Source organism: Vibrio algarum (genome assembly GCF_028204155.1).
In the GTDB taxonomy this organism is placed as follows: Bacteria; Pseudomonadota; Gammaproteobacteria; order Enterobacterales; family Vibrionaceae; genus Vibrio; species Vibrio algarum.
Genome location: NZ_JAQLOI010000003.1, coordinates 1,618,975 through 1,632,795, shown reverse-complemented (window position 1 = coordinate 1,632,795; position 13,821 = coordinate 1,618,975). Strand labels below are relative to the sequence as shown.

Below are 13,821 nucleotides of genomic sequence, written 5' to 3'. Positions count from 1 at the left end.
CGCTTGCGCTTGTGATCATTATCTTGCTGATTTTATCCAGCCAAGTTCCTGCATTTAATAAATTGATTAAGAAATTGTTTGGTTCGATGAAACGTATATTAGTTTCAAGCTAATGGCAGACATAATAGAAAGGAACAGAAAATGAAAAGAATCGTATGCCTAGATGGTTACACACTCAATCCGGGAGATAACCCATGGGATGCCATTGCAGAACTAGGTGAGTTTACTTGTTTCGACCGATCTATCGATGGTGTTGAACAAGTTATTAAAAGAGCAAAAGATGCGCATGTCATATTGACCAACAAAACGGCAATTAATCAGCAAGTTATTGATGCTTGTCCGAATCTGGAATGTATTGCTGTATTAGCGACAGGTTACAATGTGGTTGATTATCAATATGCCAAAGAGAAAGGTATATCGGTACTCAATGTCCCAGTATATGGTACCGATACGGTTGCAGAAATGGCTTTTGCTATGATCTTCCGTTTAGCAAGAGCAATAGAAATTAACAGCAAAGACGTTCGTGAAAATCGTGGTTGGACGAACAACATAGATTGGACATATTGGTTGAGCCCACAAATTGAACTTGCGGGAAAAACGATAGGGATAGTTGGGTTTGGCAATATTGGTCGCCGTGTAGGCGAAATAGCGAGTGCGTTCAAAATGAATGTCCTTGCTTACGATAAGTTTCGTAGTGTTATTCCAGAGTACAAACACGATTTCGTAGAGTTGGATGAACTACTTGCTCAATCCGATTTTGTTTCTCTGCACTGTCCTGTTTTTCCTGACACTGAAAACATGATGAATATGGAAAAGTTTCAGTTAATGAAAAATAGTGCCTTTTTAATTAATACGTCGAGAGGACAATTGGTCGTCGAGCAAGATCTTGCAGACGCACTCAACGACGGAACTATCGCCGGAGCAGGGTTAGACACACTTCATCAAGAACCACCAGAAGCTGACAATCCATTATTAGATGCAAAAAACTGTGTGGTTACGCCACACGTTGCGTGGGCTACATTAGATGCAAGATCTCGTATAATGGCGACGGTTGCTGAAAACGTGAAATCACATCTTAATGGTCATCCACAAAACGTTATTAATCCTTAGGTCTATTTAACCCGTAATTCTATTAATTTTCGGTACTCAAACTGAGTACCGCAGATTTTTGCATGCCAAATCTGGTGAGATATATGAAAATTGAACGTGAAAAACATGGCCTGTTTTATAACCAAAACGTTGATATATTTACGCTTTCCAATAACACAGGAATGAAGGTAAAAATTAGCCAACTTGGGGGCATAATTACTCATCTTTGGGTTCCGGATGAGAAGGGCAATATTGCTGATGTAGTCGCTGGATATGATGAAATCAAATCTTATGCTGAGCCGCAACATTTTATGGGAGCATTAATAGGGCGAGTTGCAAATCGTATTGAAGGTGCACAATACACATTAGCAGGTAAAACCCACAAACTGAATGCTAACGTATATGACGGCAAACATAACCTTCATGGCGGTTATTTAGGTTATAACTTGCGAGTTTGGCGCTTAATTGAAATAAAGCAAGAGAAAGAGTTTGTCGCTCTTCACCTAAAACTGTTTGATCAAGACGGTGAGCAAGGCTTCGCTGGAAATGTCGTTGTAGATGCGGTTTATACCTTAACCGATAAAAACCTGCTAAAGCTTGAGATGACGGCCACGACAGATATGGCAACGCCTGTTAGTTTTACTGAACATAGTTACTTCAACCTGAATGGGCATGATAGCGGTTCCATTGAAAATCATGTTTTACAGCTCAACTCTACGTTTCTGTTAGAGCAAAAAGAAGACCGCATGCCAACGGGTAAAGTATTGGATGTTGCAAATACTTGTATGGATTTCAGTGCTCCGACCTTGTTAACGACTAGTGTACAAGAAATGCATGACGAAGGAATTAACCACTCATATGTAATGGATAATCACGATAAAGAGTTGATATTAATGGCGACGCTCAGTGCAGCTGGTCGACAGTTGAAGATAAGCTCAAATGAGCAGACGTTACACTTCTATAACGGACACAATCTAAATGATGTAAAAGGGAAGAACGGAGCAGTCTACTCTCGATTTTCCGCGTTATGTTTGGAACCAAAAAACTATGTGAATGGCATAAATATAGATGCGTTTCCTTCTAATATTCTTCATCCGGGCGAAATCTATAACCACTCAATATTGTATGATTTTGGGTAGCCACCACTATTAGTTAATATGAAAAAATGCAGTTAATGGGAACAAATACAGTTAATAGGATTAAATGCAGTTGATGGTATTAACTAATTGGTGATAGGGGATAGGGGATAGCATATCAGGCTACCTAGCAGGAGTTGCACGTTGCAACTCCTTTTTTTAGGTTGGGCTGTTTGAAATTTCATAACTTGGATAGTTAAATTTGGAGAGTTAAACCAATAAAAGTATGGAGAAATAGTGGAGATTAACGCTCTGTTATGACAAAAATAGTGGACCATCGTATACTTACAGGACTTTTTTAAATTTCGGTGCGTTTGTGCGACTTTCTATTTTTACTAAACTTTTTGTTTCTATACTACTTGTATGCGTAGTCATGCTAGGAACCATGACCTGGTTGGTAAGCTCTAGCTTTCAGAATGGATTGCAAAGCTATTTAAATAACAAAGAAGTTGAAAAAGCAGAACTCATGGCTGAGAAATTGAAAGGATATTATTCACCTACGTTCGGTTGGCAACGCTTAACGTCAGCACCATACCTATGGGCAGGGATTTTAAACCAGTTTGGCGAGCCACCACCGCCTCAAGGACTTCCTAACGATCACCCTCCTGGTAAAGGCCATGATACACCTCGCTTTGATAAACACAAAGAAAATAAAGACTCGGCTCTTGTCCCTTTAAGTGTTCGAATTAATCTGCTTGATGACCATCATCGTTCAATTTTGGGCTTACCAGAAAATTTAGAGTATGAAGCCAGTATTTCCAAGCAAGTCAAAATAGAAATAGTCGTGGAAGATAAAGTCGTTGGTTGGTTGAGCATACTCCAAAACAAAAGTATTTCTGAAGAACTCGCCGAGAGTTTTTTCAGCAGCAGAGCAAAAATACATTCAGCGTGATGGCATTAACTATTTTGTTTTCTTTTGTTATTGCGTTTTATCTAGTACGTCATTTTTTAAAGCCTCTGAAAGCGCTTCACGAAGGGGCAACCGCTGTTGAAAGAGGTGAGTTAGATTTTCAGCTTAATACAAAGGGCAGCGATGAACTTGCTCAATTAACATTGGCTTTTAATCAACTTGTTCAAGCACTTAAGAAACAGAAATCAGATAGAGAACAGTGGTTATCTGATATCTCTCACGAACTAAGGACTCCAATTACTGTATTACGCAGTGAAATTGAAGCGATTCAAGACGGTATTAGAAAACCTGAACCTCAATACATTAGTTCGCTACATCAACAAGTTTTGACGTTAGGAAAGCTAGTAAACGATCTCTATGAGTTATCTCTATCTGATTCTGGCGTGAAATTTGAATTTACAGAAGTAACAAATATATCTTCTATTGTCGCGAATGTTGTCAATCAGAATGAAATACGTCTGAAGGAGAAAAAACTGGCCATTACACTCAGCGCTTTAGCTGGTGAAGATCCGATAATAAAAGGGGATCAAAATGCGCTAACACAGTTGTTTTTAAACTTAATGGAAAATTGTATCCGGTATACCGACAAGCCAGGGGCTATTGCTATTTCGGTTTCTCAAAATGCCGACTTCCTAAGTGTTATCTTTCAAGATAGCTATCCTAGTGTTCCAAATGACTCTCTACCGAAGTTATTTGATAGGCTTTACCGAGTAGATAAATCTCGCAGTAGGGCGAGTGGTGGTTCTGGTTTAGGGTTATCGATATGCAAAAATATAGTTCTGGCACACGGCGGAACTATAATCGCTAGCCACTCTGAACTGGGTGGTTTAAAAATAGAAATTAGTTTTCCCAAGTCAAAGGTGTAGAAATGACCACTGTAAATCACAGGTTCATATTAGTTGTTGAAGACGAACCAACGTTAGCCAACGTGTTATGTGAATATATTGAACATTCAGGTATGCGCTCATATCAGATTAACAATGGGGGAGAGGTGATAAGTTGGGTGAAAGCAAACCAACCAAGCTTAATCGTTCTTGATTTAATGCTTCCAGTCCGTGACGGATTAGATATTTTTAGAGAACTAAGGACATTTTCTCAAGTGCCGGTCATTATGGCGACGGCCAAGGTAGATGAAATTGACCGCCTATTAGGTTTAGAGTTAGGTGCAGATGACTATATTTGTAAACCATATAGCCCACGTGAAGTCATTGCGCGAATCAAAAACGTATTAAGGCGAAGTGAAAACTCGAACACAGATCAACCACAACAGAAAGACTTTATGATTGATGCACCTTCTATGAAAGCAATGCTACGTGGTAAAGAATTGGTTTTAACCCCCGCTGAATTCAAACTGTTGCATTTTTTGTACTTAAATGAAGGCCGGATTTATAGTCGCGAACAGTTAATGGATCGCATTTATGACGATGGTCGCGTCGTAACGGATAGAACAATAGATAGCCATATTAAAAACCTACGTAAAAAACTCCAAGAGGTCGATAGTGAATGCGACTACATTAAGTCAATTTACAGCGTGGGATATAAATTTGAGCTATAGTGCCAGAAATATTATGCAACTAAGCGAATAATGATCGGGGGTAATGTTGGACCGGAGGTTGTACCAACATTATCCAACAAACCATATGATTCCCTATTTACGTATTACTCTAATTGGCTTGTCATTTTTTAAGTTTATTGACGAGTTACCTAACATCGAATTTAAGCAAATCTTGTTTAAATAGATAGCATCGACTCTCCTTTACTCCAGTTAGTGCACCTAGCTCTTTTGGAATAACTAAATGCAAATCGCATAGGTATGTGTGAATAGTTTGTCTTCAAAAACACATTATTGCTCCACATTTTCTCCTATTTTACAGTGTAAAGTGATGTAATAAATAAAGAGGAGCTGTTCATGACCGATAGACGTTTTAACCAAATGAGATCACGAGGATGGTACCAAAGTGTTGCTATGTTTGGGATTTTAATGATTTCAGCTCCTGGGTTTGCTAATCAAACCTCTAACGCTGACGCGACGTCTCTTTCATACCCAATCGTAGAAACCAACCAAACGGATTGCTTCGGTATTTCTAATGCCCTTGAACTTTGCCCTAATAAAGACGGAAAAACATTCGGGCAAGACTCGCAATATCGAGGCTATATACCCAGCTATACAGATAATCGAAATGGTACAGTCACAGATAACGTGACGCGCCTGACGTGGACTCAAAGCATTGATATTAATAAAGATGGTAAAATAGATGTCCACGATAAACTCACATACGAGGAAGCTCTTCAATATAGTTTAAATCTAAATCAAGGTGGTTATGAAGATTGGCGTTTGCCTACTATAAAGGAGCTATATTCTTTAATCATGTTTGATGGGCAAGATCCTAGTGGATTAAACAATGCTGGAAATATCGATATAGTACCTTTTATTGACGATAAGGTATTCGGCTTCGATTCTGGAGATACGGCGTCTGGCGAGAGACTAATTGATTCGCAGTATGTTAGTAGTACAAAATATGTTACGACAACGATGAAGGGCGATGAAACCGTATTTGGCGTTAACTTCATTGACGGGCGAATCAAAGGGTATGGTTTAAAAAGCCCTAAAGGTGGAGAGAAAACGTTTTACGTGATGGCGGTTAGAGGAAATATCGATTATGGAATAAATCTTTATATCGACAACAAAGATGGCACGATTACCGATAAAGCAACAGGATTAGTGTGGCAAAAAGGTGACAGTGGGATGGGTGTAAACTGGCTCTTAGCACTTTCTTATTGTGAAAACCTAACCCAAGCCGGTCGAAGTGATTGGCGATTACCTGATGTAAAAGAATTACAATCTATCGTTGATTATTCACGCTCTCCTGAGACAACAAATAGCGCTGCTATAAATCCTCTTTTTTTAGTCAGTTCAATCGTCGGTGAGTCGGATAAAATTGATTACCCAAATTTTTGGAGTAGTACTACTCATAAAAACCTAAAAAATGGCAAAAATGCATCTTATGTGGCATTTGGACGTTCGCTTGGATATATGGGAGGGCAGTGGATGGATGTACATGGCGCTGGTTCTCAGAGAAGTGACCCTAAAACGGGTGATGCGCTGCAATATCCTACGGGGCATGGGCCACAAGGAGACGCGATTCGTATCGAAAACTATGTACGTTGTGTTGCTGGCGGTAGGGCTGTTTTTACTCAACAACCTATAAGGTTATCAAGGAAAGGAAAAACCTATACCTTAACAGGCCATGAAATTAGGCAAAATAAAGCTAGTTCAGGACTTTCCGATGATTTACCAAGTATGGGAATGAAGGCACAGTTCTCTATGGATAGACCTATGAATGGAGATCCTTCCCAAGGTGGCGACCCATTTACAATGATGGATACTAATAATGATGGAAAGCTTTCTAAGCAAGAAGTAAAAGGGCCATTAGCCAAAGATTTTAGTCGAATAGATAGAAATAACGATGGTTATATTTCTAAAGACGAAATGCCTGAACTTCCTGCTCGCCGTTAGTTATGAGTGGAACTCAATTTGCCGCTAAAAAGAGGTACCAAAAAATACACGAAGCCAAATTTAGAAATACAATGGGCGAAATAAACTTTTTGAAAAAGAAGCGTTTGAATATTTCGTTTCTGCTTGGCGCTTTTTCAATAAATGAATAGCTAGGGAGCCGAGGTGAATAGAATACGTCGATTTTAGCACCTTTCTTAAACTTTTCCTTCACTGTGGCTTTACTTAACTCACTGGTTAAATAGTTGTTTACGAAACGTTTGTTATCGACCGTGTACACGTAAGTCAGTAACGTGGAGTAATTTCCTTCTGGGTCTGACTCTAGATATTGCATGGCTCGGGCATTTTGAGGAGCACATTCGCTATAAGTTATTTCGCCAGATGTGACATATTTTCCCGTGTGCGCGAGCCATGATTTTGCATAAAGATCATAAAGCTTGCCACCAAATACGGTAATCAAAACGAGATTAGTTATTAAAGCCCAACTACTTTCTACGTAATCCAACTGTCCATCCTTAATGTACCAATGTCGCTACTGTTTTCGGTAGGCCTTTTGACACCTTAATTTTACAAGTTCTGTCATGGTAGTTTATTTTTTAACCGGATGTCTAACCAATTGTTTATGTCTGTTACATTCCTAGACTGAGCCTATGGATTACACTTTTATAAAAATGGCGATGTAGAACCATTTTTATAAAAGTGAAGGGTTGTTAAAGTTAAATACTTATAAACCAAACTTGATAGCAAAATTACGTGTATTAATTAATCTCAATTATACATAACCAAATAATTTATAGAGCTTTGGTTATTTTTTTTACTACTTCTTCAGGAACCCAAGACTTCCAGATGTCAGGGTAAGTCATAAAGAAGTATTGCATTGCCTCTTCTGAATCTGCTTGGTTATCTTCCATCCATGCTAATAGTTGGCTCATCACTTTGTTGGTAAACCCGCGTGTTGCAAAATACTCATAGGCTTCTGGTGCTCTTACAGCAAAGCTTTCGGTCGTTATGGTGTGGACTGGGGAAGGAGGGTACATGGTTACTTTTGGTGCTTCGCATTCAGCTTGAGTTGTACAGTTGATGTACTCATCTAAGTCTATACCACTACCAAAATCAACCTTAACCATTTCATATTTACCAAGAACAGGTGTGGGAGACCAGTAATAACCAAACCAAGGTTTCTTGCGCTCATACGCTTTTGCAATAGCACCAGATAATGCGGCACCTGACCCTGGATCAACTATTTCAAATTGATAGTCTTCTAGTTTAAGTGCATTAAACAGATGTTCAGCCGTAATTTGGCATGTCCATCCAGCAGGGCAGCTATAGAAAGCAAACTTTTCGTCATTTTCTGGATGTTCAAATAAATTTGCATGTTTAATAACACCCTGTATGGTCCGCATTTCAGGATACTGCTCTACCATATAAGCAGGAACCCAAAAACCCTCTTCACCACCATCGGATAAAGATTTTCCCGCATAGCGAAGTCTTTTGTCTTTCACACCTTGATCGAGTGCTTCTTTGATGCTGTTTGTCCATAGCTCGGGAGCAACGTCTGGTCTTCCTTTTTCTATCATCGACGTGCCTGTTGGTAGGCTGTCTCCTGGTAGTAACTCTGCTTCGCAGTCAAAACCATTGTTTAGGATAAATTGGTCGATATTCGCCATTAAGCTGGCTGAGTTCCAATTCATATCAGCAATGGTTACTGCGCCACAATCTGATGCATTGGCTTGAAACGACATAACCGTTGCGAAAATCGTTGCGATGGTAGAAGGCCTCATTGATAAAGTTCCTTTTATAAGGGTAAAAATTGAGTGTAGAAAAATATGAATACATTTGTCTTTTAAGCAGCATGGTTTAACACCTTGATAGGACAGTGTTAATTACTGATGCAATTTAGTAGAGTGTAGAAGTTACAAACTAAATATAATAGAGAAGGTTCGATATTGACCATGATTCTGCCGATAACTGTCCGATAAATTTTGACGGGTATAACAAAATGGGTGATATCATCTATAGCTGAATGAAAAGCCTTGCGTACGTGACAAAGAAGGATGGTGAGTGCAATACATAAAAATAAAAGAAGCGATTCTAGAGCAGATTGATTCAGGTGCTTTAAAGCAAAGGCAGAAGCTTCCAGCGGAAAGAAAGTTTGCCGAGTTATTCGATACAACTCGGGTGACGCTTCGAGAAGCATTAGCGCTGTTAGAGGCAGAAGGAAAAATTTACCGCGAAGATAGACGAGGATGGTTTATTTCTCCAGAACCACTTCGTTATGATCCTACCAGTTCTTTGAACTTTGAGATGATGGCTTCATTACAGTCGCGATTGCCTTCGACTGAATTAATTTCAGCAAAAAGTATGTTGGCAACTAAACAGGCTTGCCAGTTACTAGAATTACCTGCTTTTTCAGATGTATATTGCCTAGAAAGAGTACGTTCTTTAGAAGATAGACCGGTGGCTTATGTCAAAAAATATATTAAACCTCTTTCGCTTCCAAAGCTTCTAGAGTGTGATCTTTCCGTTTCGTTAACTGAAACATATAGAAATAAATATGATGTCATCTTAAAGAAAACACATTATCGAATTTGCTCAACTTCTTTGATTGGTAATATCGCTGTTGCACTAAGAGCAACCTCTGGTACCCCAGCCATGCTCATCCAAAAAGCGAACTATGATCAACATGGAGAGCTGATAGATTGCGATATTGGTTACTGGAGACACGACTCTATATGTATTGAATCAGAAATAGATTTGACATAGCAGTCCATAAACTATTATTGCAAAAAACTAAAAGCCACGCGTTTAAAGCGTGGCTTTTGGGTTATAACTACTCTTTTTCTTTTCCGTAGTTCTCTTTGTAGTATTCCCACTGTTCGTATTTTTCGTCTTCAGAGAGAACGCAATACATCACGCGTTGATCATTCTCATCGAAAGCCTGAAGTTCTCCGTTTTGTTGCACGCAAAAAACCGAAGCTGGATTTGAAATTGGATCATAACTTTCCACATCATATTCGTCTGGTTCATTTGAACCGGCACAACCCGCTAATATGGCAACAGCGCCTAACCCAACCAACCAATTTAATTTTTTCATTCACTTTCTCCGCCGGACTTTAGACTATCAATTTAATATTAATTTTCTTGTAAGTGTAGGTTAATTTAGAAAAAAAGACATATTGGTTAAAAATTAAGAAAAATGTTGCCATGCATTACTTTATCGAGCGTAGCTGAGTTACTAAAACTATAGATGCTTGTGATAACATGCGCGCCATTCACATTAATCCAGATTTAGCTGACACCTCTATGAGACACATTCGAACGCAAATTCACCCTGATATAGATCACTTAGATAACAAGACGGTATTTAAGCGCGATGCCGCTAGAGCGATTGTTTTGGATGGAGAAAACATTTTGATGCTCTATACCGAACGATACCATGATTACACGATACCCGGTGGCGGCTTAGATGAAGGAGAAGATATTATTAGCGGTATGGTTCGTGAACTAGAAGAAGAGACGGGAGCACAGAATATTCATAACATCAAACCTTATGGAATATATGAAGAATTTCGCCCATGGCATAAAGACAATGCAGATGTAATGCATCAAATATCTTATTGCTATACTTGTAGAATAGATCGAGAACTCGGTAATACGGCTTTTGAAGCGCACGAAGTTAATAATGGAATGCGTCCTCTTTGGATCAATATCTTCGATGCCATTGAACATAACGAAGAAACCATCGCTAAGAACCCTAAAAAGGGTATGAGTATCGAACGTGAGACTTTTTTGCTCCGTTTGATTGCCCAAGAGATGCTCTAGTATCAATATGCATGACATTGGTGAAGAGGACGGATTGTGTTTTATGTTATTTAATAAATGTGTACGGAAACACATTTCTGAATAAACTTGTTGAGCGTACAAGTGTGCGCTGATATTCTAGAGTACAAGTGTACTCTCAAATGGCAAGGATCATGAACTCAAGTAATAAACCACCACTAATCTGGCTTAACGTTTTAGTTTTTGCGACTACAGCTATACTGGCGTTAATCGTGGCACCTTTATACGGATATTATCAAGGATACGGATGGGAGCATGGTATATGGTTTCTCATTACTTTTAGTTTTTGTAACTTATCGATTACGGCTGGATACCATAGGCTATGGGCTCATAAGGCGTATGAAGCACATACAAGCCTTAGATATATTTATGCCATTGGTGGCGCGTTTGCTTTGCAAAATAGTGCCCTGCATTGGTCTTCAGATCATCGTCCTCATCACAAATTTGTTGATAATAATGACAAAGATCCGTATTCCGCGAAAAGAGGGTTTTGGTATTCTCATATAGGTTGGATGTTAAGAAACTATAATGCAGATATTTACCATGAATACGGTAACTGTCGAGATCTTCAGAAAGACAAAGTAGTGATGTGGCAACATAAATACTATCTTGCTCTGGCACTATTGACCAATTTTGGTGTTCCGATCCTTCTTGGTGTCTTATATAACGATTTGTGGGGTATGATTTTGATTGTAGGGGCGGTCAGGTTGTTCTTAAGTCACCATTCTACATTCTTTATTAATTCATTAGCTCATATTTGGGGTTCTCAGCCTTACACTACTAAAAATACTGCTAGAGATAATGGATTCTTAGCGGTGCTAACCTTCGGTGAGGGGTATCATAATTTTCATCACATATTTGAAAGTGATTACCGAAATGGTATCCGCTGGTGGCAATATGACCCTACTAAATGGTTTATTAAGAGTTGTTCATGGGTTGGATTAGCGGGTAACCTAAGAGTGACTCCTAAGCTAAGGATTGAAAAAGCGAAGGCGTTAGCTTTGCTTAGTAAGGCTAAAAATAACCTCAGTGAAGTGCCAAATAATGTCCAAGTAGCTATTCGATTGCAAGACGAATGCGAATTGCTGGTTAAATATATGAGTGACTACTACGAGATTAAGAAAAAGTTACTCGAAGGAAAAAAAGAAACGCTAGTTAAACGTTATGAACACTCAGTTCTTAAACTTGAATACGAACAAATTAAGCTTCGCTTCCATGAACAACAACTCGCATGGAATCAAATGGTTAAGCAATATGCGTAAATAACACGCTTTTTCTTTCATTAAAATCTGTACTGAAGTAGTGACCGCCAATAGTTGAACGACAATTATTGGCGGTCACTTCGTTCAACCTTGTTATTTCCCTTAAAAATCATTTCCCTTTTTCTAATGAATAATAGCACTCACTCGGCTCAATAAACTTTTAGATAGAATCTGCGCGATGGGGTAAATATTTGAAGGCAGGTCTTTTTAAAAACACTTTACTTATTGACCACAAAGGACTTGATATACTCGCGGAATCAACGAAATTTTGAACACTCGATTACTGTCATTGGTAGTCAAAAACCATAAAAGGTTTTACCTATTATAATAATAGGGTTTACCAACTTATCTAAAATGGATTTACCAAGTATTCTTGCAAGAACAAACCCTTGAGCAATGTTAGCGTTTATTATACATTATCAATGTTACCAGTAACTTTTAGCATGCTGAAAGAAGTTTTTAAAACTTCGGTCTCACCTTTGTACTATGATGTGGAGGACTATACCTCTTCGAACAGTAAACACTCGGTTGATTACCTTATGAGATTTTTATGAATAATTTAGAACAAATTGTTGGTCCAGAAAACAATACCATCGTTATATTTGGTGCTTCTGGCGATCTTACACATCGTAAGTTAATACCTGCTCTTTATCATCTGTATGCAAATAAGATGTTGCCTACTGATTTCGCAATTCTTGGAGTAAGTAGAACGGCGTTTAGTGACGCTAGTTTCAGGGATAAATTAAAGAAATCGTTAATAGAGAACGAAAAAATAGACACGGAACGACTAGACGAATTTTGTAACCACCTATATTACGTGGCCATCAATACATCAAATTCTGCAGAGTATGTCACGCTAAAAGACAAGCTTAATGAGCTTGAACAAAAGCATGAAACGGCTGGTAACACGGTCTACTACTTATCGACACCACCTAGTCTGTACGGAGTTATACCTGAATGCTTGGCACAAGTTAACCTTAATGATGAGAGTCACGGCTGGAAAAACCTGATAGTAGAAAAACCATTTGGTTACGATTTAGAATCAGCCCAATCTCTTGACCTACAAATTCATGCTTGTTTTAAAGAACATCAAATCTATCGGATAGATCATTACCTTGGTAAAGAGACCGTACAGAACCTATTGGTTATGCGATTTTCAAATGCCATGTTCGAACCGTTGTGGAATTATAGATATATCGATCATGTAGAGATCACCTCGGCGGAATTTTTAGGGGTGGAAGAAAGGGGTGGGTATTACGACGGTGCTGGCGCGGTTAGAGATATGTTCCAAAACCACCTGCTTCAAGTTCTTGCAATGGTTGGCATGGAACCGCCATCCGTCATCAACGCCGACTCAATACGAGATGAAGCCGTCAAAGTCATGCAATGCTTTAGACCGTTAAGTGAAGAAGATCTGAACAAAAATTTAGTCCTAGGTCAATATACGGAATCGATGGTTCGTGGTAAGCAACTTCCCGGGTATCGTGAAGAGCACGGTGTTTCGGAAGACTCCCGTACAGAAACCTATGTAGGTTTAAAAATGTTTATAGACAATTGGCGCTGGGCTGGTGTTCCTTTTTATGTTCGTACAGGAAAGCGCTTACCTACCCGTGTCACAGAAGTTGTTATTCACTTCAAAAATACACCACACCCAGTATTTGGTGTTAATGCACCAGAAAACAAGCTCATTATTCGAATTCAACCGGACGAGGGGATTCTACTCAGTTTCGGTTTAAAACAACCTGGTGCTGGTTTTGAAGCCAAAGAAGTCTCTATGGATTTTCACTATGAAGATCTGCAAGAGACGAATATGCTCACCGCATATGAACGACTGATCCTGGATTGTATGAAAGGTGATGCCACGCTGTTTGCTCGTACCGATGCAGTTGAAGCTTGCTGGCAGTTTGTACAACCAATTTTAAACTACAAGCAAAACCCAGAACATTTGTTTGGTTATGCAGCCGGAACGTGGGGACCACTAGAGGCCGATCAGCTACTACATGACGACAACCGAAAATGGCGATTCCCTTGTAAAAACTTAACTAATACGGATTATTGCGAGTTATAAAG

Annotated in this window: 13 protein-coding genes; 10 read left to right on the top strand and 3 right to left on the bottom strand. The window is 39.0% G+C overall.

What is annotated here, in order from left to right; translation table 11 throughout:
* The first annotated feature begins 141 nt into the window (after window positions 1-141).
* The 6 genes from PGX00_RS22760 to PGX00_RS22735 all read left to right on the top strand — a co-directional run bounded on the left by PGX00_RS22760 (window position 142) and on the right by PGX00_RS22735 (window position 6,652).
* Entirely contained in the window at window positions 142-1,110 is a 969-nt protein-coding gene (locus tag PGX00_RS22760) for a D-2-hydroxyacid dehydrogenase (RefSeq protein ID WP_272140862.1), read from the top strand.
* A gap of 83 nt (window positions 1,111-1,193) precedes the next feature.
* Entirely contained in the window at window positions 1,194-2,228 is a 1,035-nt protein-coding gene (locus PGX00_RS22755) for an aldose epimerase family protein (protein ID WP_272140860.1), read from the top strand.
* Window positions 2,229-2,541: 313 nt separating this feature from the next.
* On the top strand, window positions 2,542-3,117 hold the full coding sequence (locus PGX00_RS22750) for a sensor histidine kinase (protein WP_272140858.1): 576 nt from the start codon (window positions 2,542-2,544) through the stop codon (window positions 3,115-3,117).
* Window positions 3,117-4,001 (top strand): ATP-binding protein, encoded by an 885-nt coding sequence (locus PGX00_RS22745; protein WP_272140856.1) that lies wholly within the window; start codon window positions 3,117-3,119, stop codon window positions 3,999-4,001. Before PGX00_RS22750 ends, PGX00_RS22745 begins: the two co-directional genes overlap by 1 nt.
* A gap of 2 nt (window positions 4,002-4,003) precedes the next feature.
* Window positions 4,004-4,690 carry a response regulator gene (locus PGX00_RS22740; RefSeq protein WP_272140854.1) on the top strand — a complete coding sequence of 229 codons (687 nt, stop codon included), beginning with the start codon at window positions 4,004-4,006 and terminating at the stop codon, window positions 4,688-4,690.
* A gap of 354 nt (window positions 4,691-5,044) precedes the next feature.
* The gene (locus PGX00_RS22735; protein ID WP_272140852.1) at window positions 5,045-6,652 is read left to right on the top strand and encodes an Lcl domain-containing protein; all 1,608 of its coding nucleotides are present in this window, start codon (window positions 5,045-5,047) and stop codon (window positions 6,650-6,652) included.
* Window positions 6,653-6,665: 13 nt separating this feature from the next.
* On the opposite strand, the gene PGX00_RS22730 is transcribed toward PGX00_RS22735, so the two are convergent.
* Window positions 6,666-7,154 carry a DUF3592 domain-containing protein gene (locus PGX00_RS22730; RefSeq protein WP_272140851.1) on the bottom strand — a complete coding sequence of 163 codons (489 nt, stop codon included), beginning with the start codon at window positions 7,152-7,154 and terminating at the stop codon, window positions 6,666-6,668.
* Window positions 7,155-7,440: 286 nt separating this feature from the next.
* The gene (locus tag PGX00_RS22725; protein ID WP_272140849.1) at window positions 7,441-8,430 is read right to left on the bottom strand and encodes an ABC transporter substrate-binding protein; all 990 of its coding nucleotides are present in this window, start codon (window positions 8,428-8,430) and stop codon (window positions 7,441-7,443) included.
* A 280-nt stretch (window positions 8,431-8,710) separates the two neighbouring features.
* Here PGX00_RS22725 and phnR point away from each other — a divergent pair, with 280 nt between their 5' ends.
* On the top strand, window positions 8,711-9,412 hold the full coding sequence (gene phnR / locus PGX00_RS22720; protein ID WP_272140847.1) for a phosphonate utilization transcriptional regulator PhnR: 702 nt from the start codon (window positions 8,711-8,713) through the stop codon (window positions 9,410-9,412).
* Between the two features lie 67 nt (window positions 9,413-9,479).
* Here phnR and PGX00_RS22715 read toward each other — a convergent pair whose 3' ends face one another.
* Entirely contained in the window at window positions 9,480-9,743 is a 264-nt protein-coding gene (locus PGX00_RS22715) for a putative hemolysin (protein ID WP_272140846.1), read from the bottom strand.
* A gap of 209 nt (window positions 9,744-9,952) precedes the next feature.
* Between PGX00_RS22715 and PGX00_RS22710 the strand changes: the two genes are divergently transcribed.
* From PGX00_RS22710 to zwf, 3 genes are all read left to right on the top strand, one after another.
* A complete protein-coding gene (locus PGX00_RS22710; protein ID WP_272141007.1) occupies window positions 9,953-10,471 on the top strand; it encodes an NUDIX hydrolase in 519 nt (172 codons plus the stop codon).
* Between the two features lie 152 nt (window positions 10,472-10,623).
* On the top strand, window positions 10,624-11,751 hold the full coding sequence (locus tag PGX00_RS22705; RefSeq protein ID WP_272140845.1) for an acyl-CoA desaturase: 1,128 nt from the start codon (window positions 10,624-10,626) through the stop codon (window positions 11,749-11,751).
* Window positions 11,752-12,319: 568 nt separating this feature from the next.
* The gene (zwf, locus tag PGX00_RS22700) at window positions 12,320-13,819 is read left to right on the top strand and encodes a glucose-6-phosphate dehydrogenase (protein WP_272141005.1); all 1,500 of its coding nucleotides are present in this window, start codon (window positions 12,320-12,322) and stop codon (window positions 13,817-13,819) included.
* The last annotated feature ends 2 nt before the right edge of the window (window positions 13,820-13,821 follow it).